Source organism: Candidatus Thermoplasmatota archaeon, assembly GCA_035540375.1.
In the GTDB taxonomy this organism is placed as follows: domain Archaea; phylum Thermoplasmatota; class SW-10-69-26; order JACQPN01; family JAJPHT01; genus DATLGO01.
In genome coordinates, this window is the sequence record DATLGO010000110.1 from 1 (window position 1) to 23,410 (window position 23,410).

General features: G+C 69.3%; 20 protein-coding genes. 7 read left to right on the forward strand and 13 right to left on the reverse strand.

Annotation, left to right across the window (positions count from 1 at the left end; genetic code table 11):
* Nucleotides 1–308: 308 nt before the first annotated feature.
* The 8 genes from VM889_14715 to VM889_14750 form a co-directional block, all read right to left on the reverse strand.
* Entirely contained in the window at nucleotides 309–731 is a 423-nt protein-coding gene (locus VM889_14715) for a hypothetical protein (GenBank protein HVL49805.1), read from the reverse strand.
* 385 nt (nucleotides 732–1,116) lie between these two features.
* Entirely contained in the window at nucleotides 1,117–1,557 is a 441-nt protein-coding gene (locus VM889_14720) for a hypothetical protein (GenBank protein HVL49806.1), read from the reverse strand.
* Nucleotides 1,558–1,620: 63 nt separating this feature from the next.
* Entirely contained in the window at nucleotides 1,621–3,708 is a 2,088-nt protein-coding gene (locus tag VM889_14725) for a PKD domain-containing protein (GenBank protein ID HVL49807.1), read from the reverse strand.
* A gap of 511 nt (nucleotides 3,709–4,219) precedes the next feature.
* Nucleotides 4,220–4,996, reverse strand: coding sequence for a hypothetical protein (locus VM889_14730; GenBank protein HVL49808.1), 777 nt, complete (start codon nucleotides 4,994–4,996; stop codon nucleotides 4,220–4,222).
* Nucleotides 4,993–6,318, reverse strand: coding sequence for a DUF58 domain-containing protein (locus VM889_14735; GenBank protein HVL49809.1), 1,326 nt, complete (start codon nucleotides 6,316–6,318; stop codon nucleotides 4,993–4,995). The genes VM889_14730 and VM889_14735 overlap by 4 nt, the downstream gene beginning before the upstream one ends.
* A gap of 13 nt (nucleotides 6,319–6,331) precedes the next feature.
* Nucleotides 6,332–7,261: a MoxR family ATPase gene (locus VM889_14740; protein ID HVL49810.1), complete on the reverse strand. Its 930-nt coding sequence runs from the start codon at nucleotides 7,259–7,261 to the stop codon at nucleotides 6,332–6,334.
* A gap of 104 nt (nucleotides 7,262–7,365) precedes the next feature.
* A complete protein-coding gene (locus tag VM889_14745) occupies nucleotides 7,366–9,003 on the reverse strand; it encodes a hypothetical protein (GenBank protein HVL49811.1) in 1,638 nt (545 codons plus the stop codon).
* 16 nt (nucleotides 9,004–9,019) lie between these two features.
* Nucleotides 9,020–12,346: a carboxypeptidase-like regulatory domain-containing protein gene (locus tag VM889_14750; protein HVL49812.1), complete on the reverse strand. Its 3,327-nt coding sequence runs from the start codon at nucleotides 12,344–12,346 to the stop codon at nucleotides 9,020–9,022.
* Between the two features lie 160 nt (nucleotides 12,347–12,506).
* Between VM889_14750 and VM889_14755 the strand changes: the two genes are divergently transcribed.
* From VM889_14755 to VM889_14765, 3 genes are all read left to right on the forward strand, one after another.
* On the forward strand, nucleotides 12,507–14,117 hold the full coding sequence (locus VM889_14755; GenBank protein ID HVL49813.1) for a methylmalonyl-CoA mutase family protein: 1,611 nt from the start codon (nucleotides 12,507–12,509) through the stop codon (nucleotides 14,115–14,117).
* 45 nt (nucleotides 14,118–14,162) lie between these two features.
* A complete protein-coding gene (locus tag VM889_14760) occupies nucleotides 14,163–15,959 on the forward strand; it encodes a CocE/NonD family hydrolase (protein HVL49814.1) in 1,797 nt (598 codons plus the stop codon).
* A gap of 78 nt (nucleotides 15,960–16,037) precedes the next feature.
* Complete coding sequence (locus VM889_14765; GenBank protein HVL49815.1) at nucleotides 16,038–16,778, forward strand: hypothetical protein; 741 nt, start codon at nucleotides 16,038–16,040, stop codon at nucleotides 16,776–16,778.
* An 11-nt stretch (nucleotides 16,779–16,789) separates the two neighbouring features.
* Here VM889_14765 and VM889_14770 read toward each other — a convergent pair whose 3' ends face one another.
* The 4 genes from VM889_14770 to VM889_14785 all read right to left on the reverse strand — a co-directional run bounded on the left by VM889_14770 (nucleotide 16,790) and on the right by VM889_14785 (nucleotide 19,094).
* The gene (locus VM889_14770) at nucleotides 16,790–17,092 is read right to left on the reverse strand and encodes a hypothetical protein (protein ID HVL49816.1); all 303 of its coding nucleotides are present in this window, start codon (nucleotides 17,090–17,092) and stop codon (nucleotides 16,790–16,792) included.
* A gap of 62 nt (nucleotides 17,093–17,154) precedes the next feature.
* On the reverse strand, nucleotides 17,155–17,376 hold the full coding sequence (locus VM889_14775) for a hypothetical protein (GenBank protein HVL49817.1): 222 nt from the start codon (nucleotides 17,374–17,376) through the stop codon (nucleotides 17,155–17,157).
* A gap of 37 nt (nucleotides 17,377–17,413) precedes the next feature.
* On the reverse strand, nucleotides 17,414–18,178 hold the full coding sequence (locus VM889_14780; protein HVL49818.1) for an alpha/beta fold hydrolase: 765 nt from the start codon (nucleotides 18,176–18,178) through the stop codon (nucleotides 17,414–17,416).
* 37 nt (nucleotides 18,179–18,215) lie between these two features.
* Nucleotides 18,216–19,094 carry a hypothetical protein gene (locus tag VM889_14785; protein HVL49819.1) on the reverse strand — a complete coding sequence of 293 codons (879 nt, stop codon included), beginning with the start codon at nucleotides 19,092–19,094 and terminating at the stop codon, nucleotides 18,216–18,218.
* Between the two features lie 188 nt (nucleotides 19,095–19,282).
* Between VM889_14785 and VM889_14790 the strand changes: the two genes are divergently transcribed.
* Both VM889_14790 and VM889_14795 read left to right on the forward strand, forming a co-directional pair.
* Nucleotides 19,283–20,773 (forward strand): hypothetical protein, encoded by a 1,491-nt coding sequence (locus tag VM889_14790; GenBank protein ID HVL49820.1) that lies wholly within the window; start codon nucleotides 19,283–19,285, stop codon nucleotides 20,771–20,773.
* A gap of 81 nt (nucleotides 20,774–20,854) precedes the next feature.
* Nucleotides 20,855–21,004 (forward strand): hypothetical protein, encoded by a 150-nt coding sequence (locus VM889_14795; protein HVL49821.1) that lies wholly within the window; start codon nucleotides 20,855–20,857, stop codon nucleotides 21,002–21,004.
* Here the strand turns inward: VM889_14795 and VM889_14800 are convergent.
* Nucleotides 21,001–21,231, reverse strand: coding sequence for a hypothetical protein (locus tag VM889_14800; protein HVL49822.1), 231 nt, complete (start codon nucleotides 21,229–21,231; stop codon nucleotides 21,001–21,003). The two genes, VM889_14795 and VM889_14800, sit on opposite strands and share 4 nt — an antisense overlap.
* An 86-nt stretch (nucleotides 21,232–21,317) precedes the next feature.
* Between VM889_14800 and VM889_14805 the strand changes: the two genes are divergently transcribed.
* Complete coding sequence (locus VM889_14805) at nucleotides 21,318–22,775, forward strand: hypothetical protein (protein ID HVL49823.1); 1,458 nt, start codon at nucleotides 21,318–21,320, stop codon at nucleotides 22,773–22,775.
* Entirely contained in the window at nucleotides 22,772–23,284 is a 513-nt protein-coding gene (locus tag VM889_14810) for a hypothetical protein (protein ID HVL49824.1), read from the forward strand. The genes VM889_14805 and VM889_14810 overlap by 4 nt, the downstream gene beginning before the upstream one ends.
* Nucleotides 23,285–23,410: the final 126 nt, after the last annotated feature.

The following is a 23,410-nucleotide window of genomic DNA, read 5'->3' on the forward strand; positions in this document are numbered from 1 at the left end:
GGACGACCCCCGCGACCCCGATCGCGAGCAGGACCGGGACGATGACGAGGGTGAGGCGCCCCGTCCGGCAGGGTCGCGAGGATGGCCTCGCGTCTCTGGAGGAAGAGGAACGCGAGGCCAATGCCGGCCGCGGACCCGGCCGCGAACGTCGTGAGGGCGCTGCGGGCGACGGCCTGCGTCGCCGCGCGCGCGTTGCATGCGCCATCGCCGGGCTCGCGCCAACGCCGCGGCCGCGAAGAGACGGTCGCCGACTGGGTCCGCCGGTATCCATGTCATGACGACCGTGCTTGAGGGTCGCTCGCGCTGGATCACCCGCCTGGGACGCGGACCTCCACGCTACGCGACGCGAGGTCCACGTCGCGGCAGCTTTGGGTGCAGGCGTGTTCGATGAGGCGGAACTCGAACGCGTAGGTGCCTGCAGAGGGCACCTCGACCGTGAGGTTCCAGGACGGCCAGGCTCCGTCGATGTCCACCACGTCTGTGGTGTGAATCTCAAGCCACACGTGCACGCGCTGAGCGGCGGGCTCGAGCTTGACGAAGCGAACCCAGTCCACGGTGCCTGGTTCCCGATCGATGAAGTCCCCGGTGGTGGGACCCTCGACTCGGAACGCGACCGACGTGTTTGCGACGCGGACGACGCTCACATTGAGGCCTTCGCGGTGGCCTTCGACGGCGCGGTACTCCGCCGCGTAGGGGAGGTCCTCACCGGGGGGCGGGGGAAATCGCCACACGCATCCGGCCAAGAGCGCCGCGACGACAACCGAGGCGCCGATGGCCGCGAGGGCTGGGATGAAGGCATGTCCATGCGCACGCCCTGCTCCGGCATCACACGACCCACGGTCGGCAGGTTGCGCGGGAACTACCGCAACCCCCTCGCAGTCGGGTTGGTAGTCAACTCGCGGGTCACAGGCACCTCCAAGATCGCTTCCGTCTCGCTGCTCCCGCAGCCCACTGCGCAGTAAGCCTTCGCGATGCGGATCCAGACCCGCTCGGGCTGCCGAGGGGGGTGGGCCGTGGCGGTCCAGGTCGAGATCAACGGTTCCGGCAACATCACATCCGACGCCACCGGCATCCGTCCCCTCGTGTTGGCCGTGCTTGACGGTGGAGCCCGTTGGATCACCCGCCCGGGACGCGGACCTCCACGGTCCGGGAGGCGAGGTCCACGTCACGGCAGCTTTGGGTGCAGGCGTGTTCGATGAGGCGGAAATCGAACGCGTAGGACCCTGCAGAGGGCACCTCGACCGTGAGGTTCCAGGACGGCCAGGCGTGCTCGCCGACCACATCGGTGGTGAAGATTTCAAGCCAGACATGCACGCGATCGAAGGCGCGATCGAGCCTGACATACCGAACCCACTCCACGGTGCCTGGCTCCTGGTTGAAGCTGGACCAGGTGGAGGGCCCCTCGACGAGGAAGGCAACAGACGAGTTCGTGACGCGCACGACGCTGACGTTGAGGCCTTCGCGGCGGCCCTCGACACCGCGGTAGACGGCCTCGAAGGGGAGATCCTCGCCGGGAGGCTCGGGGAACCGCCACGTGCACCCGGAAACGAGCAACACCGCGACGACTAGCAGCGTGGCCGGGATTGGCCCTTGGTTTCGGGTGATAGAATGCAAGTCAGTTCACTTGGTCTCCCTGGCATGGCCAGATTGAATCTCGGCATAGGCGTCGTGGTGACGCGCTCGGAGGCGCTCGGTCTCCCCATATCCGAGGAGCCGCAGCCACGCGCCGTAGGAGGCGGGATCGTCCAGCGTCGCCTCGTCCCCGTGAAGGTGATGCCATGGATCACGGTCTCCCAAGAAGGGCCCGTTGGCTGCCCAATGCTGAGCGTTGGTTTCTCGCAAACCGGCGCCGATGTCGTTGCTGGGGCCCAAGTTGTAGGACCAGCGCCGCGGGCCGTAATCATTCTGCTGGCTCTCCACACGATACCACATGATGTAGTCTTGCTGGTTGTGGTGGTACACATCTGACCTTCCATTATCATCGAGCCCGCGGTCTTGCGAGGGCTCTATCGTCCCAATGAGGTTGTGGCCGAGTTCGTGGATGAAAGATCGTCGTTGCATGGCGTCCACTTCCCACGGGAAGTACACGTTCATCATGCAGCCGTGGAAGAGGACGAACATGAAGCCCGGAGCGCTGCCCATGCCTACCGTGCGATCTTCCCACGGGAGAACACCGCACGAGGACTGCATCGAGTCGGCGATGAGCGCGTAGTGGAAAACTCCCCGCTTGACCATGGGCATGTTCGTATTGTAATAGCTCTTCCACTGCGACTCAGTGTTGAAGGGCTTCTGATAGGGCACCTTGTACCCAACGAAAATGTGGAGCCGGAAGCCCTTGCCTTGGAAGAGATTCTTTGCGATCGTTGCCTGCTCGTCGGTCAGCGCGATCAGGCACCGCCCGCTTTCGAAGCACTTGTCCATCACGTCCTGCCAAACGTAAATGTCCCGGACGGTCGGCGATGGATACTCGCATGGGCTGCCGCCGTCGCGGCAGAAGATGGCGTTGCGGTCGTGCATCGGGTACCACTGCGACTCGAGGTAGTCGTTGAGCCCGTCGAAATCGTGGTCGGGGTTGCCGTCGCTCGTGCCCTGGGCCGCTTCTCGGCATAGAACGAGCCCGTCCTGGTCGACGTCGCGCGTGTCGGCCGTGTGAATGGACTCGGAGGAGGTCGCGGAACCGCCGCGCCCGTCGTTCACGGTGAGGCGGATGGTGAAGGTGCCGCCGGGGCACGCGTAGGTCTTGGTCTTCGTGGGCCCGCCCGTGGCCGTGGTCCCGTCGCCCCAGACCCAACTGTACGCGATTGGGTCGCCGTCGGGATCCCCCGAGCACCCCGCTTCCACACGAACGAGCAAGATTGAATCGAAGTAGGTCTGGAAGCATGCCGTCGGCGCGCGGTTCGCAGGCGGAGGCGAGCTTCCTGAGTGGCTCACGGAGCAGCTGACGTCGGCACCGCCGGGGCGGTTCGTCGTGCCTTGGACGAGGACGCTGGAGGCAAAGGCGACGTTGGCGTTCAGCTGCGTCGTGGTGATCGAGCCGGCCGTGAAACCTTCGGTCCCTCCCGTGTTGAAGGGCGGCGTGTCGGTCGGGTTCGGCAGGAGATAGTACGTCGTGGACCACGCGTTGGACTGCCAGTGGATCCACGCCCCACCGTCGACGCGAAGGCGGTACCACTGACCATACGACGTGGTCCCCGTATAGGCAAACTGCGTGAGCGTTCCCGAGCCGGACGCGCTCCAGATGGTCGTCCACGCGCCGTCGGTGTCCGCCGGCGTATACGTGGCAGACGTGGCAAGGTGCACGGTGCCCGATACGGGGGCCGGCGACGGCCCGGATGACGTCACGGCCGTGTAGCTCGTGGTCGTCGAGGGGTTCCGGTTCGTCGTCCCTTCGACCCGCACGCTCGAGGTGTATGCGAGGTTCGCGTCCGTCGGCGTCGTGGTGATGGAACCGGCAGTGAAACCGTCGGTGCTGGGCGTATTGTACGGGGCGGTGTTCATCGGGTTGGGCTGGAGATAGTACGTCGTGGACCCCGCGTTGGACTGCCAATGGATCCACGCCCCGCCGTCGATCTGGATCCGGTACCATTGGCCGTACGACGTGGTGCCGGTGTAGCTGAAGCGGGTGAGGGTGCCGGAGCCCGTCGTGCTCCACATGAGCGACCAGCCGGGGTCCGAATCGGGAGGCGCAACGGTCTCCGCCCTATTCAACGTGGCACTGCCCGAGTCCGTGCCCATAGGAGAAACTGAGACCTCCTCACCCTCCTCGGAATCCTCGCCCGATCCCCGCCTCACCGCGCTCAGGGTGGCGTCGAGCGAGCCGAGGGAGTCGTTGGTCGCGTGCACGAGTCCGGTGTCATGAGCCGAACCCGGTGCGCGGTCGTCCTGCGAATCGCTCACGTCCGCGGAATGGCTGTCATTGTGTGTGTGTGTGTGTGTGTGTTCGCGTATCCGGCCTGCCTGCGTACTCCGTCGCTGGCTCTTGGGCCGTGCCGTCCTCGGCCGATTCGGCGAGGACGAACCCCGGTAGCCCGGGGGCAATCAGAGCGGCCACCACGATCCACGATCTGATCCTTGTCCAACTGCCTCCCATGGCATGACAGAAGCACGCCACCCGGACATGTACGTTTCGTTGCGACTGAGTATGGCACCTGCTCCGCTGGCTTGGAGACTGCGCTCGACGGTCGGGCCGGCCTCGCACGGCGCCAGTTCCTCGACGTGGTCAAGGGGACCCGGGAGGACGCGGGACTTCGGGAGCGTCTTTCCCCCGGGGCGCGAACAGCGCCGCCCGGCGCCCGTCGAGCCCCCGCCCCCGGGCGAAGGCGAGGACGACGCCCGCGACGCCGATCGCGAGGAGCACGGGGACGATCACGAGGTTGAGGCGCGCGTCCGGGAGGACCGCGAGGATGGCATCGCGCCCTTCGAGGAAGAGGAGGGCGAGGACGAGGCCCGCGCCCGACCCGGCCGCGAACGTCGTGAGCGCGCTCCGGGCGACGGCCTGCGTCGCCGCGCGGGCCTCGGTCGCCGCGACCCCGCGTTCGCGCCAGCGCGCGGCCGCCGCGAAGAGGCCTTCCCCGATCGCGTAGGCGCCCGCGGCCGTGACGAGGAGCGCGGCCGCGACCCACACCGCGAAGTCGGGCTCGCCGCCCGGAAAGAGGCCGCTCAGGGGCGAGGGCCCGAACTGCTGCAGGACCTTCACCCACTGGAGGCGCGTGTACCCGTACCCCATGAGGAAGATGGCGCCGACCGTGACGGTGCGGTAGAGCGCGACGCGGCGCGTCGAGAGCATCGCGAGCGCGGCGGCCGTGAGCGTCCCCGTGAGGACGAGCGTGGGCGCGTACCCCAGGGGGGAGCGGTCGAGAGGCCCGAGCGGCACGCGCGGGAACGACTCGATGAGCCGGAACGATCCGATCGCGAGGGCGAGCGCGAGGACGAGCGCCGCGGCGACCGCGACGGCGACGACGCGGAGGACGAACGGCGCGGGGACCGCGACCTTCATCGCGCGACCCCCGGGCGCGCGGTGCCGCTGAGGAGCACCGCTTCGATGGTCTGCCGCGAAGGGTCCCACTCGACGACGCTCGCGCCGATGCGACGAAGGCGCTGGATGCGCGGACGCTCGGCGCGCGCGAGGAGCGCGGCGACGTCGCGACCGTACTCCTTCGGGCTCGGGATGAGCGTGTGGACCGTCGGCGAGACGACGAGCACGGGGAGGCGTCGGCGGCGCCGGCCCACGAGCGCGCGCAGGCGCTTCACGGCCGCGAACTCGGGTTCGTCCGCGCGGCCCGCGCGCGTCACGATGACGATGAGCGGCCGGTCGGTGACGAGGTGCCGGTGGCAGCGGTCGAGCGCGCCCGCGAGCCCCTCGCGCGGCGGCTGCGGCGAGAGCGCGGTGAAGGCGCGCTGGAGCTTGAGGAGCTGCTTGCGCCCCACTTCAGGATAAAAGAAGTCGCGGCCCGTGCCGTTGTAGACGTACGCGCCGAGGCTGTAACCGCGGTCGAGGAAGAACTGCGCGATGCCCTGCGCCGCCTTGACGGATTCCTCGAACGCGTTCACGACGGTGTTGCCGACCTCCATGTAGTCGGCCGTGTCGAGAAGCAGCCACACCGCCTTCTTGCCTTCCTTCTCGTACTCGTTCACGAGCGGCGCTTCGGACCCGTCGAGGACGCCGGGCCTGCGCGCGGTCGCCTTCCAGTTGATCGACTTCACGGGGTCGCCGTACGTCATCGCGCGGATCTCGCGGAACTCGCTCGTGCGGATGCCGAGCGTCGCGCGATCGTTCTCGGGGGCAAGCTGCTTCGCGAAGCCCTGGGAGGATCGCACGCGGCGCACAGGCGACGGCTTCGGGCGCACCTCGAGGGCGAGCGGCTCGCCGATCTCGCCTGCGGTCGGTCCGCGGATCCCGGGCCCGTGGACGCTTTCCACCCGGAGGGGCGGGAGCACGTACATGCCTCGGCGCGTCGCGCGCATCGTGAAGACGTGCCGCCCTTCGAGACGACCGGCCTCCTTCACCGCGACGTGGAGGTTCGAGCCCTCGACGAGGTCGAAGAAGTCAGGGAGCTTCTGGTGGAACTCGAGGACGCCGCGGCCTCCCGAAGCCGTGTAGCGGATCTCGACCTCGACGAGGTCGCCCGCGCGCGGCGTCGCGGAGGAGAGGCTCACGCGCGCGGTGACGCCGTGCGGGTTGTCGACGAGGAGGCCCGCGAAGAGGGCGAGGAGCGGGGCGAGGCCGGCTGCGAGGTAGAGGAGGTTGCCCGCGGCGAGGCCCGCGGCGAGGAGCGCGAGCGCCGCGACGAGGATGGTGAGGCCCGCCCGCGTCAGCATCGCTCGACCCTCCTCAGGCGGCAGATCCCCCGCTGTCCTTCCAGCGGAACGTCGTCGGGATCGGCACGTTCGCGACGACCTCGGAGACGATCCGTTCGGGACGCGTGCCCTCGATGATCTCGTCGAGATCGAGGATCGTGCGGTGCGCGAGCGCGTCCACCGCGAAGGTCTTGACGTCGTCAGGCACGACGAAATCGCGACCGTTCACGACGGCGAAGGCGCGCGAGAGCCGGAGGAGCGCGAGCGAGCCGCGCGGCGATGGGCCGACCTCGACCTTCGGGTGCGCGCGGATGCCGCGCACGATCTGGCCGATGTAGTCGAGCAGCTGGTCGTGGATGTAGACACGCGTCTCGACGATCGACTGCAGCTCGCGGAACTCCTCCGCGGAGACGACAGGCTTCAGATCGTCCGTGGGATCGTTCTTCGTCCACGCGATGCGTCGCTTCAGGATCTCGCGCTCGTCCTTGAGCTCCGGCGGGTAACCCGTCGAGAGGCGCATGAGGAAGCGGTCCATCTGCGCCTCGGGCAGCGGGTACGTGCCCTCCTGCTCGATCGGGTTCTGCGTCGCGAGCACGAAGAAGGGGGGCGCGAGCTTGAGCGTCTCGCCCTCGATCGTGACCTGGCGCTCCTCCATCGCCTCGAGGAGCGCGCTTTGCGTCTTCGGGGGCGCTCGGTTGATCTCGTCCGCGAGAAGCACGTTCGTGAAAACCGGTCCCTTCTGCAGCGTGAAGGCGCCCGTGCGCGGGTTCCACGTCTTCGTGCCGAGGATGTCCGAAGGAAGCAGGTCGGGCGTGAACTGCACGCGGCTCGACGCGCAGCCGATCGCGCGCGCGAAGACCTTGACGAGCAGCGTCTTGCCGAGGCCCGGGTAGTCCTCGAAGAGGACGTGGCCGTCGGAGAGCGCGCCGGCGAGAAGCTTCCTCAGGATGAGCGGTTGACCCACAAACGTGCGGCCGACGCTTCCGACGACGGTCTCGCACCGCGCCTTGATGCGGGGCCAATCGGAAGCGGGCGCGACGGGGACGGTCCTTGCGGGATTGTCGGTGCTCAGCGCGTCACCAGCCTGTCCATGACGGCGCGGTGCGCGTCCAGCCGGCGGCTGCGACGCGCGGTCTCCTCCGACTCGACCCTCGGCCGAGCGGACCGGGCCGCCGTCCAGAGGATCGCGTAGGAGATGAAAAGCCCTCCGAGAAAGGCGCCGAGCGGCCCCTGCACGTGCTCGAGCGCGGCGAGGAACCCGCTCGGGACGACGCCGACCGCGACGAGCCAGGAGACGGCCGACGCAAGCGGCACGTAGAGCACGAGCACCATGACGGCGACGAGCGTGGCGCGGCGCCGGGTGAGCGCTTCGCGCTTTGCGAGCGTCTCCAGCCGGGGCGGCCCAGGGGGCCACGTGTTGTTCGCGAGCCTCCGCCGCATGCGCAGGGCTTCCGCGACGGGGACGGCGGTGACGGCGAGGACGACGCCCCCGGCGATCGCGAGGAAGAGAAGGGGAGGCGCGCCGCCCGTGATCTCGACGACCGCCTGCCATGCGCCGATCGCGACGAGCGCTGAGCCTCCGAGGCCGAAGGCGAGCAGCGCCTCGACGCTCGCCGCGGCCCGCGCCTCGTCCTGGTAGCGATAGACCGCGAATCCCGCGACCGCGATCCCGAGCGCGACCCCGGCCGGCGTCCATTCGAGCAGGAGGAGGACGAAGAGGGCCGCCCCTGCGGCCTGCGCGAGCGCCGCCATGACGAGGGCCGCGAGGGGGATCGCGGGCGGCGCAGGAGGCTCCCGGAAGCGCGCGATCGCGCCGAGGTCGTCGTGGTCGGGCTCGACGCCGGCCACCTGCGCGACGACCTCGCGGTACGTTTCCGCGCCTTCGCCGCGTTCGACGAAGTCCTCGACCACGCGCGCGAGGCGATCGTACGACGCCTCGGACCGGGGATCGAGCTTCGAGACGTGGCGGCGGCGCTCGGAGGCGGTCGGCGATTCGGAGAGATCCTTCTTGATGAGGTTGCGGAGGCGCGCGAGGACCGCGCCGAAGAGGATCATGCCGAACGAGAACTCGACCATCCCGAACATCGGGACGTTCTCGCTGATCCAGGGTCGCGCCGCGAAATAGGCGACGAGGATGCCCGCGAAGAGCGCGTTCCGCGCGAGGTTCTGCTTCAGCCACGCCGCGAATCCGTGGGCTCGCTTGTCGCTTTCCGAAGCCGTGTAAGCGAGGACGACGCGCAGGACCCAGAAGACGTAGAGCAGCGCCGCGCCCGCCATGAGCTGCGGAGCGGCCGGGATGACGTCCTGGACGTCCTCGTACACGAGCCAACCGCCGAGGCCCGCGAGCGCGACGCCCGCGAGCACGAGACCGAACCCGAGGCCTCCCTTCTCCGACTTGACGCGCCGCCGCGCCGCGTGGAGCGCGAAGCCCGCGAGCACGAGACCGACGGCGGGCGGGTTCACGCCGAGCGCGCTTCCCGCGCCGAGGCCCACGAGGAAACCGGCGAGGCCGCGGACGACGGCCGCGATGATCTCCGCGCGCGCGCCGCCGACGCGTTTGTATCGCACGACGAGCGCGACCGCGTAGAGGAATCCGATGAGGCCGACCGCGATCATCGCGGGGCCATTCGCCGACGCGACGAATGCGAGAACGAACGTGGCCGCGGCGACGAGCGTGAGCGACGACAGGAAGCGGCCGCGCGTCATCGGCGGCGCGCCCGTCTCAGCGGCCGCCGGCTGGATCCGCGGCACCTCCGAGAACGCCGTCGAGGGCGAGCTTCGCCGTCATGAAGCGGAGGTAGAGCGGGCGGTCGACGCGCCGCTCGGAGTAGTTCGAAATCTCGAGAGCGTCGATGAGCGCGCCGAGGTGGACCCGCGCGGACGCGTCGAGGCGACCTTCGATCGTGTATTGGACTTCGCGCGGCGTCGCGGTCGCGTCGAGCGTCGGCGCGAGCGTGCGCAGACGCTCGAGAAGGACGTCGAATTCGCGGGCGATCTCGCGCTTGTACTCGACGATCCGGACCGTGAAGCGGCCCTCCACGCCGGGCGCGCGCACGACGGCGTTGTAGTCGCCTTCCCGCTGGGCCGGGACGGTCCACCGCGCAAGGCGGCCTTCGCCGACGCCCACCTGGCCGACGCCATCGACGTCGAGGTGCGCGCCGACCGGCTGGCGGGCGCGGGCCGCGAGGACGAACGGCTCGCCGACGCCCCAAACGGCGGGAAGCGGCGGCGGGGCTCCCGCGAGCTCGAACTCGAAGGCGGCCGCGTTCGTTCGGGCGACCGCGACGGCGGCGGGGGCCGCCACGAGGGCGACGGGCGCCGCGACGCGCGCGCGCCGCCACCAGAAGTATCCGGCGCCGCCCGCGACGGCCGCGACGGCGACGCCCGGGAGGAGGAGCCCGCCGAGGCCCGCGTCGGCGGGAGGCGCGGTGACCGTGAGGACGAGGCGCCCCTCCGCGGATTTGTACCAGCGGTCCTCGGCCGCGTCGGAGCGCGCCACGACCAGGACGCCTTGTCCCGGCTCGAGCGGTCCGAGCGAGGCTTCGAAGGGCGCGTAGCGGCCGGACGCGTCCGAGGGCGCAAGCCGCGCGGTCAACTCGACGGCGGCGGGGTTCGTCGCCGCATCGGCCGCGGTGCCGAAAGCGGCAGGGACCGCCTCGATCGGAATCCCGTCCTCGTCGACGAGCGTCGCGTTGACCTTGAACGCGCCGTCGGGGCCGAGCGGCGAGGCGGATTCGAGCTTGAGCGAGGGTCGCGCGAAGACGACGTACGGGAGCGCGCCTTCGTAGCGCGGGTCCACCACGTCGACGCCGAAGAGCGCGGGCCCGAGCGGGGTGGCCTTCGTCGTCGCGGGCGTCCAGCGCGCGCGCCCGTCGAGGTCGAGGCGGTGGAACGCGTTCTCGAACGCGACTTCGCCGTTCGAGAGCGGCGAGCCGCCGAAGAGGACCTGGAAGGCGAGCGGCTCGGGTTCCGTCCGGACGACTTCGGGCGTGCTCTCCCAGCGCACCTCGAGCTTGCGGAAGTCGATGCGCTCGGACGTGGTCGACCGCGCGTCGACGTACGGCTGGGCCGAGAACGCGCTCACCACGTAGAGGCCCGGCTTCTGATCGACGGCGTCCGGGTGGAATACGGCGACGCCGTCCGCGCCCGTCCGTTCGACGCTCTGGAGGGTTCCGCCGGGGCCCTCCCACCGGAGCGCGACGAGCGCATGCGGGATCGGTTTGCGGGCCTCGTCGAATAGCGTCGCGCGCACAGGCGCGCCGAAGCCGAGGGCGCCGCGGTCGGGCGCCTCGAGCGTGATCGTTCCCTTGAGCTCGACGCGCACGGGCGCTCGCGTCGAGATGCCGTAATCGTCGGCCTCGATGCGCGCGACATAGTCGCCCGGCGCGAGGTGGGCGGGCGCGAGGAAGGCGAGCTTGAACCGGCCGAGCGCGTCCGTCTTCGCGGCGCTTTTCGTCGCGGCGTCCACGAACTGGCCGGAAAGCGAGGCTCCGGGCTGCGGGGAGCCGGAGACGAGGAGGCGGCCGTCGATCGTGAAGGCCGCGCCGGGCGACGTCGTCACGAGCGCTGGAATCTCGATTCCGACGTTCGAGATCGTGATCTGGATCGAGTCCGCGCTCGATTCATGGTGCTCGGTGCCCGCGAATCGCGCCTCGATCGTGTACGTGCCCGGGCGCGAGAACGAGACCCCCCACGCGAACGCTCCGTCGCGGTCCGTGACCGCGCGCCCTTCGCGCACGTTCGAGACGAAGAACGAGACGACCGCGTTCGGGACGGGAACGCCGGATTCGTCGACGAGGCTCCCCACGAGCGAGACGACCGCGTTCACGCCGGCCGTCGAGGGCCCGATGAGGTCGAGTTGCGTCCGGGCGGTGACGTCGACGATGGGGTCGCTCCAGGCTTCCGCGTACGCGACGCCCGTCGGGGTCCCGAACGCGCGGCTCTTCGAGAGCAGGTTGTACTGGCGCGCTTCGAGGTCGTCGGGGAATCGGCCTTCGACGCGGAACTGTCCGTCCGCGCCCGTCATGCCGCTTCCCACGAGGTTGCCGATCGCGTATTTGGTGACGTTGAGGTAGATCTCGATCGGCGCGCCCGCGACCGGTTGACCGGAGGCCGTCGCGACGTAGCCCGTGACGACGAACGGCTCGCTCTTGCGGATCTTCGTCGGGTACGTCGTGATGTCCGTCACGACGGGGATGGCCTTCGAGCCGCCGGGCCCGTCGCCCGGCTTCGTGCCGTTTCCGGGGCCGCCCGTCCCCGGTCCGGTGCCGGGACCCGTGCCCGGTCCCGTGCCGGGACCCGGCCCTTGGCCTCCCGTGCCGGGCCTGTACCCGGGGACGTCGCCGTAGTCGCCGGGCGGCATCGAGAACGTCGTCCCCTTTGGAAGAAGATACGAGAGCGCCGCGGCGAGGGCGCCGGGCGGCGCGGGGAACTTCGACCCGGGCGGAAGCCGCAGCGTCGTCCCCGCGGGGAGCTTGAGCGAGGTCCCGTCGGGGAGCTTCAGGTTCGACACGTCGATCGAGGCGCCGCCCGGGTCGTCGATCGTGAGCGTGCGGTCGCGCGAGAGGCGGCCGTCCGGAAGGTCGTTCTTCATGCTCTCGGGGAGATCGATCTGCGCGTCCTTCGGGAGCGTGAACGTCGAACCGTCCGGGAAGGTGACGGTCGTGTCCTTCGCAAGCGAGACCTTCCCGTCGCGCACGAGCGAGCCTTCCGGGATCCTGATCTGAGCGCCTTCGGGGAGGCGCATCGAGAGATCGTTGAGCTTCGTGCCGGGCGGGAGCTTGAGGTCCATCGCCTGCTTGAGGAGCGCCTCCGCCTGGTCCTTCGAGATCTCCGTCCCCGGCGGGAGCGTGATCGGCGTATCCCTGGGAAGCTGCAAATTGCGCGCGTCGATCGGTGGCGACTGCGGGGGCTTGAAGTCCGCAGGCGGCGTGATCCTCGCGAGGTCCTGCGGGTTCGCGATCTCCGTCTCGACCTGCTCCACGATGGCCGAGGCTCCGGCAAGGAGCACGATGAGGGCGATCGCAAGGGCAGGGAGGCGCCAATCCATCGGCAACGCGGCTCCGCGGCGGGGCGGAGCCTCCGGGGAGGCGACCGGCCAGCCTTCTTCCCCCTCTCGACCTCGTACGTATAAAAGACTTCGGAGGTGACACGGAAAGGTCCCGACGAGGGGCGGAGCGCTGATAAACCGACGCCCCTTTGACCCCGCCATGCCCCCGCGCAAGGACGGCGAGCGACGCGACGTCTTCACCACGGTCTCCGGCGCGCCCGTCGACCGCCTCTACGGGCCCGAGGCGCTCGAGGGTTGGGACCCGGCCGCGAAGCTCGGCATGCCCGGGGAGTACCCGTATACGCGCGGCGTCCACCCGACGCAGTACCGCGGCCGCCTCTGGACAATGCGCCAGTACGCGGGCTTCGGCACCGCGGAGGAGTCGAACAAGCGCTACAAGTTCCTCCTCTCGGCCGGCACGACCGGCCTCTCCGTCGCCTTCGACCTCCCGACGCAGATCGGCTACGACTCCGACGACCCGGTCGCCGAGGGCGAGGTCGGCAAGGTCGGCGTCGCCATCTCGAGCCTGGAGGACATGGAGCGCCTCTTCGAGGGCATCCCGCTCGACAAGGTCTCGACCTCGATGACGATCAACGCGCCCGCGGCCGTCCTCCTCGCGATGTACGTCGCCGTCGGCGAAAAGCAGGGCGTTCCCGCCGACAAGCTGAACGGCACCATCCAGAACGACATCCTGAAGGAGTACATCGCGCGCGGAACGTACATCTTCCCGCCCGGCCCGTCGCTCCGGCTCATCGCGGACACGTTCGCGTTCTGCGCCGAGCGCGTGCCGAAGTGGAACACCATCAGCGTCTCCGGCTATCACATCCGCGAGGCGGGAAGCACGGCTGCGCAGGAGCTCGCGTTCACGCTCATGGACGCCGTCACCTATGTGGAGACGGCGAAGGCGCGCGGCCTCGACGTCGACGCCTTCGCGCCGCGCATCTCGTTCTTCTTCAACTCGCACCTCGACTTCTTCGAGGAGGTCGCGAAGTTCCGCGCCGCGCGCCGCATGTGGGCGCGCATCATGCGCGAGCGCTTCGGCGCGAAGGACGCGGACTCGCTGAAGCTCCGCTTCCACACGCAGACCGCGGGGAGCTCGCTCACCGCGCAGCAGCCCGACAACAATGTCGTGCGCACGACGCTCGAAGCCCTCGCCGCGGTCCTTGGCGGCACGCAGTCGCTCCACACGAACGCCCTCGACGAGGCGCTCGGCCTCCCGACGGAGAAGACCGCGCGCATCGCGCTCCGCACGCAGCAGATCCTCGCGCACGAATCCGGCGTCGCGAACACCGTCGACCCGCTCGCGGGGAGCTACTTCGTCGAGGCCATGACCGACCGCCTCGAGGCGGAAGCGACCGCGATCATGAGGCAGATCGAGGAGCGCGGCGGCATGCTGAAGGCCATCGAGACCGGCTGGGTGCAGCGCCAGATCCAGGAGAGCGCGTACCGCTTCCAGCGCCGCGTCGAGACGAAGGACTTCGTATGGGTCGGGCTCAACGATTTCAAGGTCGAGGAACCCGCGGCGGTCGAGATCGCGAAGCCGGACCCCGCGCTCGAGCGCGGCCAGGTCGCGCGCCTCAAGGCCCTCAAGGCCCGCCGCGACAACGCCCGCGTGCGCGAGGCGCTCGACGCCCTCGCGAAGGCCGCGCGGGGTTCCGACAACCTCCTTCCCTTCATCCTCGACGCCGTCAAGGCCTACGCGACGACGGGCGAGGTCTGCAACACGCTCCGCGAGGTGTGGGGCGAGTACAAGCCTCCTGCGGACGTGTAGCGTCCCGCGCGAAAATAGAAATACCGAGAAGGCGAGCGGGCCCGCATGCGGCTCCCCGTCGCCCTCGTCGTCGCCACCCTGGCCCTCGCCGGCTGCATCCAGCTCGCGCCCGCGGGCGGACCCGTCGATCCCGCCGTCGCCCCCGCGACCGGCTTCAGCGGCACGCACGTTTTCCCGGGCACCTACAACACGACCGAGAAGTTCGCGCGCGTCGCGATCCCCGGTCCCTTCAAGCTCGCCGTCCCCGAGATCACGCGCCACGCGAGCGCCTACGACGGCGCATCGATCCAGATCGGCGTCGTGAGGCCCGAGGTCCCGAATGGCACGAAGGTCCCGATCGTGGTCTTTGCAAGCCCGTACCTGAAGTCGCTCGACACGATCGATCTCACGAAGACGCAGCGCCGCCTCGTCGAGAACCTCGTCCCGCACGGTTACGCGGTGGCCTTCGTGCCCGTGCGCGGCACCGCGGACGCGGGCGGCTGCAGCGACCTCATGGGCAAGGCCGAGCGCGCGGACCTCGACCAGGCGATCACGTGGCTCGGCGAGCAACCGTGGTCGAACGGCGCGATCGGCATGGTGGGCGTCTCGTACGACGGCTCCACGCCTTGGGAAGTCGCGGCCTCGGGGAACCCGTATCTCAAGACCATCGTCCCCATCAGCGGCGTCAACGACGTCTGGGACCTCATGTACCAGAACGGCACGAACGAGGCGCGCGGGATGGTTGTTCTCAACGCGCTCTACTACGAGTACGGCTTCGTCGAGAACAACGTGCTGAACGGCCGCTCGCCGCAGCATGTCGCAGGCGGCATCGTGTGCCCCGAGTCCTTCAAGGGCTTCGGCGCGGCGATGAGCGCGTTCGCGTCGGGCGAGCGCGACCCGCTTGGATACTGGGCGGAGCGCAACTCGCGCCCGGGCGTCGAGGCGAACTACAATGGGTCCATCTTCCTCGTGCAGGGTCTCCAGGACTGGAACGTGGACCCCGGCCACTCGTACCCCTGGGTGAACCAGCTCGAAGCGAAGGGCCTCGTCGTGAAGCACCTCCTCGGGCAGTGGGCGCACGCGTGGCCCGATTCGTTCACGCGCGAAGGCCACCCGGGCCGCTGGGACTGGGCCGAGATCCTCCTGCGCTGGTTCGACTACTGGCTCAAGGGCGACACGAGGGTCGACCTCGGCCCGCGCGTGCAGGTCGCGGACTCGTCCGGCCGATGGCGAAGCGACCACAGCTGGCCCCCCGCGGACGCGACGCCCTTGAAGCTCCATCTCGCTCCGAACGGCAAGCTCGCGACCGAGCCGCCCGCGGACGCCGCGCGCATCCCCGTCGCGCTCGACCCGGCCCGCGGGGGCTTCGTGTCGGGCGCGACCAACGCCGTGCCCGCGCTCGGCCCCGCGCTCAAGGCGGGATGCGCCTGCGCGGTCTTCGCGTCCGATCCCTTCGAGGACGGGCTCAGGTTCGCGGGCATGCCGCGCGTGCACGTCACGGTCACGCCCTCGGGACCCGGCGGTTGGATCTCGGCGCACCTCTACGCGGTCGAGAACGGAACCGAGAAGCGCGTCGGGTGGGGCCAGCTCGACCTGCGCTTCGCCGACGCCTCGCAGACGATGAAGCCGGTCGTTCCCGGCCAACCGATCGTCGCGCGCCTCGCGCTCGAGCCCCTCGACGCGGTCGTCGCGCCCGGCGGCTCGCTCAAGCTCGTGATCAGTCAGGGCTCCTACGGGGACAATGTGTACGGGACGACGCCGTTCCCGGTCGTCCTGGAAGTCGGCGGCGAGAAGAGCGCGATGACCCTCGACTCGTTCGAGCGCGACGCGTCCGCCTTCTTCGAGCCCCCGACGAACGGGTGATCAGCGGCCCCGTCGACGTTTCGTCCAAATCAGTCCGAGATCGCAAGATCCATCCCAGTCCAATCTCATGCCGGTGTCGTGGAACCGGTGCGCCGTGAAGAGGCGATCCGACGATTCGCCGAAAGCTTGGGCGTCGATGCTACGCTCGGCGCTGAGCTTTTTGACGCAGGATATCGCACACCTGCGGAAGTCCGGATGGAAAGTCCGGATCGCCTGGCTGCGACCGTGCCCGGGTTCCGCGCCTTCATGGAACAGGCGTTGTACGGCCCAGGAGCACTCGCCCAGGTTCCGCCAGTGACGCTCCAAGCGCACCCCTCGGTTGCCACCTCCGAGATCAAGATCCCTGCGGGTAGCCGCGAGATTCCCACGATCCAACCCGCTCCCGCCGCGCGCGAAACTCCGATCCACTTGACCTCCCGACCGGCGGCGGTACCAGGGATGACCCTGATTCTCTACATGATGGCCGCCGTTTTCTCCGCAGGGATGATCCTCGCGCTCTTTTTCGGGCCCGCCATCATGGATAGTACATTTGGAAAGACGCTCGCCTTCGATTGCAAGCCATCGGGCTGCGACGAACTTAGATTCGACCATTCGGCACGCGTGAACGGCATGCGGGTGGGCTGGGCTGCAACTGTGGACGGAACGCTCTCCGTCTACGATGTTTCGAGTGGCGGCCGGTCTCTCCTCGCTATGGGCAAGGGAGCGAGCGGGACGATGGTCATCAAGATGTCATCTGACTGCGCTTGCCTCGTGACGTTCACGCCTGCCGTCAAGGGAATCACGTCGGGCACGGTCCGTATCGCCCCGGTCGTGCTCTAAAGCCTGCCAACTCAGCGGTCGCGCCCGCGCGGCGACCAGGGATTGCGCGGGCGGCCGCGCGGCTCGTCGAGCCCGCGGCGGTGGCCCGGCGGCACGCCCCGGCGGTAGATGAAGGAGAGCCAATCGAGGCCGTCCGAACGCCGGGTTTCGGCGGACGGCGCGGGCGCCGCGAGGTCGGGGCGGTGGATCGCGATGTGGTCCTCGAGCAGGCCGAAGGACTTGAGCTCGGAAAGATGCCGGCTCACGTCGTCTTCGTCGTCGAAGGCGCGTCCGCAGTAGCGGCAGGCGGTGGACGATTCCGCTTCGGCGGTCACGGTGTGGCGTCGGCCGGCCGTGGCGCAAAGCCGTTCTCGCCGAGCGATCGATCAAGGACGCTTCAAGGTCGCCCACCCATCTGGTGCGGACCGCCCTCGCTGCCGGGGCCGAGGAAGCGCTGGGGATCCGCGACGAACTTGGCGCGGCATGGCGCGCCGCAGAAATAATGGTCGACGCCCTCGTGGACGGCCTTGCCGCCGGGCGGGTTGGACTTCTCGACCTCCATGTGGCAGACCGGGTCCACGGCCTTGCCCTTGAGCTTGTATTTGTCGAAGACGCCCATGGGGGACGGAACGCGCGATGGATTCCTGAGCCTTTCGTCAGAGGAAGTGTCGCGCGAGCGCCTCGACGAGGGGGCCGGGCTCCTCGATCATCGGCATGTGGCCGCTTTGCGCGAGAACGACGAGCGTCGCGCCAGGGATCTCCTTCGCCATGCGCTCCTGCTCCGAGCGGGGCATGACGCGATCGTCCGCGCCCGCGACGATCAGCGTTGGCTGGGCGATCGAGCGGAGCAGCGGGGTCGAATCCGGCCGCTCCCTCATGGCTTCGAGCGCGCGGACGAGGCCCGTGACGTTGTTGCCCTCCACCATCCGCCGAGCCTCCTCGATCGCGATCTCGCCGGCGCCTTCGCGGAAGAGCTTCGGGATGAGCGCGCGGGCGAGGCCGCGCGGACCTTCGCGCTCGAGCAGATCCGCCTGACGGCGGCGCGCTTCCTTCGCCTCGGGGGAATCGGGCGTGGCCTTCGTCGTGACGAGCGCGAGCCGTCGGACGCGGTCCTTCGCGCGCCGAAGAACGCCGAAGGCCACGTAGCCTCCGAGCGAATGGCCGACGAGGTCGAAGCGCTCGCACTCGAGGCGGTCGGCGAGCGCGAGGACCGCCTCGGCCATCGCGTCGATCGACGGCGCGCCCTCGCCCGCGGGCGAGGCCCCGTGACCCGGCAGGTCGGGCGCGATCGCGCGGAAGTCCTTCGAGAGCGCGGCGAGGACGGGCGTCCACGCGGCGCGCGTCAAGGGGTAGCCATGGAGAAGGAGAAGGGGCGGGGCGTCCGCGCGCCCCCACACGTCGGCCTCGAGTCGGACCGTCACGCGGGGACGAGGGCGCGGACGCCCATGATCGTTGCGCCTAGCTGCGCCGGCGGACGACGACGGCGAGGAGCGCCACCGCCGCGATGACGAGCGCGGGGCCGACGATCGGCACGGGCTTCGTCGCGGTCGACGCGACCGTGAAGGTCGGATCGTAGACGAGGCCCTCATAGCCGCCGGGCGCGCCCTCGAAGAGCAGCACGATGCGCTGCTTGCCGCGCGCGGCGCGCTCGCGGTCGTCGTCCTCATCCTCGTCCCCCTCGTCGGTCGCCGGCGCCTGGATGCGCCGCACCGTGAGGTTCGCCGATGATCCGTCCGCGTAGGTCGCCTTCGCCTCGGGGTCCCACGTGATCAGGCCGCCCGTCACCTCGACGGACCGGCCGTCGCGGAGCTTCAGCTCCTTTTCGTGGACGAGCATCACCAGCGCGAGGCTGTGGTTCGCGGCGTTCTCCGCCCAGCGCCAGTTCTCGACCTCCAGGTCGAACTTCACGCTCGGTGCGGATTTCGAGATGTGGAAGACAAGCTTCACGATGGCCTGCCCCTCGGCGCGGACCATCGTCACCGTGAGCGTGTCTGGACCGTCGATCGTGCGCACGTTCCAGTCGTCCGCGCGCGAGAGCTTGAGCGACCGGACGACGCGCTCGCCCTTCGACGCGTCCGCATCGACCTCGATGACACGTTCGATGTCGACGAAGTAGCCGGTCTTGTTGCCGTCGGCGTCCGTGTGGAACACCTTGAGCTGAGGCTTTGCGTGATTCTTCGCCGCGTGGAACCACACGGAGATGTTCTCGTTGCGAAGCAGGAACTTGTCCCCATGCTTGCCGAAACGAGGCTTCTCCGGCTTGCGCTCGAGGCCGTCCTTGCCGTCATCATCGTCGCCGCGGCCCGCAAGCGCGATGCCCGAGGCGGCAAGCATCATGATCGCGACACCGATCGCGAGAAGGGATCGCCTTTTCACGGAGTCACCAGGAAAGCGACCGGCCGCGCGACCTTAATAATGCGATGGGGCGAACGCCGAAGCATTCCGGCAGGACCGGCCGGGAGACATCTCAAAGCCTCCATCCAATCGCGGTATAAGCCCCTCGAGGCACACTCCGACCGACGTCCATGCGGAACCTCATGCCCGTCCTCATCGCGCTCATGCTGCTTGCGACCACCGTCGGCGCGGCGACGTACCTCGCCCACGACGGGGAATCGCCCCCCGCCGACGACGTCGGGCACGCGCACGGCGAGAGCCACCCCCCCGAGACGCGCGGCCATGATCACGGGGCCCACGGCCACGACGACGCCCGCTCGTGGTCGGCGCTCTGCGACGGGGGCGTGAGGCCCCCGGCGGCGACCGGGGCGCGCATCCCGACGCGCCTCGACGCGATGCTCGTCCTCGACCGCCTGCCGCGCATCGTGATCAAGTCGGACGCCGACTTCAACCCCTCCCGCGGCGTCCGCTCGGGTAGCGGCGCGCCCGACGACCCGTTCGTCATCTCCGGCGTGAGCACGGACCTCGTGCACATCGCGGACACGAGCAAGTGGTTCGTCATCCGCGAGTCGCACATCGGCCGGCTCATCCTCGACTGGACGGGCCCGGGCGGCCTCGTGCACGCGAACCGCATCCAGTCGCTCGAGACGAACCGCAACGTCGCCCGCACGGGGGACGCGACCGCGGCCGTGATCGTGGACAACGAGATCGCGCGGGTGAAGGAGATCCGCCACTTCGACGGCGTCGTGGCGAGGAACGTCATCGGCGACCCGCTCGAGGCGCGACCCGGCGTCGTGCTGAACATCGCGGGCTTCAACGGCGCCGAATTCACACGGAACACGATCTATGGCGCGGTGGACATGAAGCTCCACGGCCACCACCACAGCTCGTCCATGTGCGCGCGCGGCCACAACCACGGCGCGTCCGACGACGGCGGCATCGTGGACCACACGGTCCGGCACATCCACTTCCGGTTCCATCACAACACGATCCGCGACCCGACCGGCGCGGGCCTTCGCTACAACGACCTCAACCACGCGGGCGACGACCGGAAGGCCGCAAGCGAGCAGAACGAGGAGCTGGAAAAGCCCCACGTGCACCACACGCGCGTTTCGATCGACAACAACACGATCGAGAAGTCGAGCCTGCGCATCGCGATCTTCAACGCGCAGGACGAGCGTCACCTCCACTCCGAGGGCGTGCTCGTGATCGAGAACAACACGATCCAGGAGCCCGCGGTCGGATCGGGCCTCGTCGTGCAGGCCGTGCGCGACGCGTCGGTGGTGCTTCGCGGCAACGTCGCGACCAAGCCGCTCCTGCGCCTTTCGGGCGAGTCGGGGATCCTCCTCGACAAGCTCCGCAACACGCAGGTCCTCGTCGCCGCGAACGCGCTCGACGGCTTCACGTACGGCGTGCGCGCGCACGACTTCGACGCGAACACGACGTGGCGCGTGGCCGCGAACGCGATGAACGGCGTGAAGCACCCCGTCTACTGGGACTCGACCGTCGCCAACCCGCCCGAGACCGAGGGCGGGCACGCCGGGCATCGCCACGAGACGGTTGACGCGGTCGAGGTCCCGCTCGACGTGTCGATTCCGATCGTTCGACCGGCGATAATGTAGAATAACGTACGATCGACCGATCCAACAGGAGGCGAAGCGAAGAAGGAAAGGTTAAGACACACGGTCGACAGTCAACTGCCCATGCGAGAGACCTGCGCCTCGTGCCACGCGACCTGGGACACGCCGGAGCCGCACCTCGTCTTCGTCGCCCATCTCGATGCGCGACCCGAGTGCCGGCAGTACTGGCGCGAGGTGCGGGAACTCATCGCCGAGGACTACGCGGGCGCCTAGCCCGGCTTGTACGACACGTGCCGGTTTCCGCTCCACTTGTGCAGGTTTCCCTGCGTGTCGACGAGCTTGTCGTAGCGGGACCCGCATGTTTTGCACTTGAACGCGTACTCGTGGTCGAACGCGAAGTCGCCGCGGGTCGACGTCATGCGGCGCTTCTCGCGGTGGAATTCCTCGAACTCGCGCTTCGCCCCGCACGTCTCGCACGGCGCCGTGAACGTGGCCGTCACGCGGGGCCGAAGGCCCCCCGGCGTCATCAGGGTTCCCCCGGGGCGAGTCGATGTCCTTTTTGGGGTCGAGCGCGGTCGCCCCCCTCATGTCCGACCTCGCGGCGTTCACGCGGGACTGGGAAGCCCGCGAGCAGGCGCTCGCGCTCGAGCACTACAACCAGTACGCCGGATTCCCGCATTCGGAGGCGCGCATGGAGACGCTCGCCGCCGAGGTGGAGGCGCTCTGCAAAGACGGGCTTGCGCGCTTTGCGCGCGAGGACCTGCCGCCGCGCCTCTTCTGGGCGATGGTCTCGAATGGCGCCGCCCGCGAGCAGAACCGGCTCCAGAGCGCGATCTACCGGATGCGCAACGACGACGTCGTCGTCGAAGGGGCCGGGGAGAAGGTGAACCTCAACAACGTGCGGCGCTACAACTTCGCGCACGCGCGCGACGCGGCGGCGCGACGGGACGTGTTCGACAAGCTGATGGCGAAGGCCGATGTTTTGACGCCCGTCCTGCGGGAGCGTTTCGCGCTTTCGCGCGCGACGTACGCGCCGCACGGCGCGACGCCGCTCGACGTGTACCTCGTTGACGAGTCCATCACGCTTCCGCGCCTCAAGGAGGTCGTGGACCGCGCGGCCCGCGCCGCGAAGCCCGCGTTCGCGCGACTCGCCGGCGAGCTGACGCCCGAGGTCCTCGGCAAGCCGGCGATGGAGTACTTCGACGACATGTACGTCTACCGCAGCGTCGTGTACGGGCCCGTCGACCGGCTGTTCGCCAACGTCGATTACCACGCGAAGCTCGCGGAGACGGCGCGCGGTCTCGGCTTCCCGGTGGAGCGCGTCGCGATCGACGGCGAGCCGCGCGAGGGCAAGTACTCGAGCCCGGTGTGCTTCGGCATCCGCATCCCCGGCGACGTGCGCGTCCTCTACCAGCGGACGTCGCCGCTCGGCGACTACGAGTCGTTCTACCACGAGATGGGGCACGGGCTCCACTTCGCGTGCGTCGAAGCCGACCGCCCGTTCGAGGATCGCGTGCTCATCCCGAACGGCGTCGCCGAGATCTTCTCGACGCTCTTCGAGGAGCTGGCTTTCACGCCCGACTACCTCATCGAGGACGTGGGCCTCGACCCGGCCGCGGTGGCGGACCTCATGCGCCGGCGCCGCTTCATGGAACTCTACTTCCTCACCTTCTACGGCGCGAACGCGATGCACAAGATCCACTTCTGGGAGGACGACCTCGTCGACGACCTCGACGCCGCCGATCGCCTGTACGCGGACCTCACCGAGCTGTACATGGGCGTGCGCGTTCCCGGGAAGTACTGGCAGACGCACCACATCCTCTCGATGAACGACATGTACGCGCCGAGCTACCTGCTCGCCAACATCCGCAAGTCGGAGCTTCGCGCGGTGCTCGAGCGCCAATACGGACGGCGCTGGTGGCGCGAGCCCGAGGCGGGCGACTTCCTGCGCGACCGCGCGATGGGGCCCGGCGGCGCGATCGACCTCGCGGGATTCTCGTCCCTCGATCCGGAAGCCTATCTGAAGCACGTGGTGGCCGCGTGAAGATCACGCTCCGCCGCGCGCTCGGCGGCCTGGGCTTCGGCGCGGGCCTCGCCGTGGCGGCGACCGTCGTCACGGGCATCGTCGAAACGGTCGCCCGCACGGGTGGCGACCTTTCGCTCCTCCTCGGCCTCCTCAACCGTCGCCTCCTGCTCCTCGCGGGCCTTGCGGCGCTCCTCCTCATCATCGGCTGGCGGCTCGCGTTTCCGCGGCCGCGCGCCGCCGCTTCCGCACCCAGACCGGGCGCCCCCGCGCCCGAGACGGAGCCCGTCCCGATCCCGTCGGACGCCGTGGAGGACGAAGAGGGCGAGGTGACCGCGTGCCTGCGCTGCGGGAGCGAGAACGTGGCGCCTTCGACGCTCGACGACGGCATGATCCTCGGCGGCGGCGAGACGCTCCTGTGGGTCTGCCGGCGCTGCGCGTGGCGAGGCCAACCCCTGACGTTCGCCGACCCTTCCGCCTACCGGCAGTTCGTGCGCGGACTCCACGAGGCGCACGCGGGTCAGCGATGAGAAAACTTGCGCGCGATCATGCGCTCGCGCCACCATCGCTTGCTCGGCGACGCGTATCGAGGACTTGGCGGTTCGACCTTGACGGCCATACCGGGCTTCGATCGCAGTGCGGCATTGACGAGCCTT

Excerpts from the sequence above, each read along its gene's own strand:
- VM889_14785 (HVL49819.1), bottom strand. The coding sequence starts at position 19,094 with ATGATGCTTGCCGCCTCGGGCATCGCGCTTGCGGGCCGCGGCGACGAT.
- VM889_14760 (HVL49814.1), top strand. The coding sequence starts at position 14,163 with ATGCGGCTCCCCGTCGCCCTCGTCGTCGCCACCCTGGCCCTCGCCGGC.
- VM889_14745 (HVL49811.1), bottom strand. The coding sequence starts at position 9,003 with ATGACGCGCGGCCGCTTCCTGTCGTCGCTCACGCTCGTCGCCGCGGCC.
- VM889_14795 (HVL49821.1), top strand. The coding sequence starts at position 20,855 with ATGCGAGAGACCTGCGCCTCGTGCCACGCGACCTGGGACACGCCGGAG.
- VM889_14775 (HVL49817.1), bottom strand. The coding sequence starts at position 17,376 with ATGGGCGTCTTCGACAAATACAAGCTCAAGGGCAAGGCCGTGGACCCG.
- VM889_14790 (HVL49820.1), top strand. The coding sequence starts at position 19,283 with ATGCGGAACCTCATGCCCGTCCTCATCGCGCTCATGCTGCTTGCGACC.
- VM889_14730 (HVL49808.1), bottom strand. The coding sequence starts at position 4,996 with ATGAAGGTCGCGGTCCCCGCGCCGTTCGTCCTCCGCGTCGTCGCCGTC.
- VM889_14735 (HVL49809.1), bottom strand. The coding sequence starts at position 6,318 with ATGCTGACGCGGGCGGGCCTCACCATCCTCGTCGCGGCGCTCGCGCTC.
- VM889_14805 (HVL49823.1), top strand. The coding sequence starts at position 21,318 with ATGTCCGACCTCGCGGCGTTCACGCGGGACTGGGAAGCCCGCGAGCAG.
- VM889_14750 (HVL49812.1), bottom strand. The coding sequence starts at position 12,346 with ATGGATTGGCGCCTCCCTGCCCTTGCGATCGCCCTCATCGTGCTCCTT.
- VM889_14755 (HVL49813.1), top strand. The coding sequence starts at position 12,507 with ATGCCCCCGCGCAAGGACGGCGAGCGACGCGACGTCTTCACCACGGTC.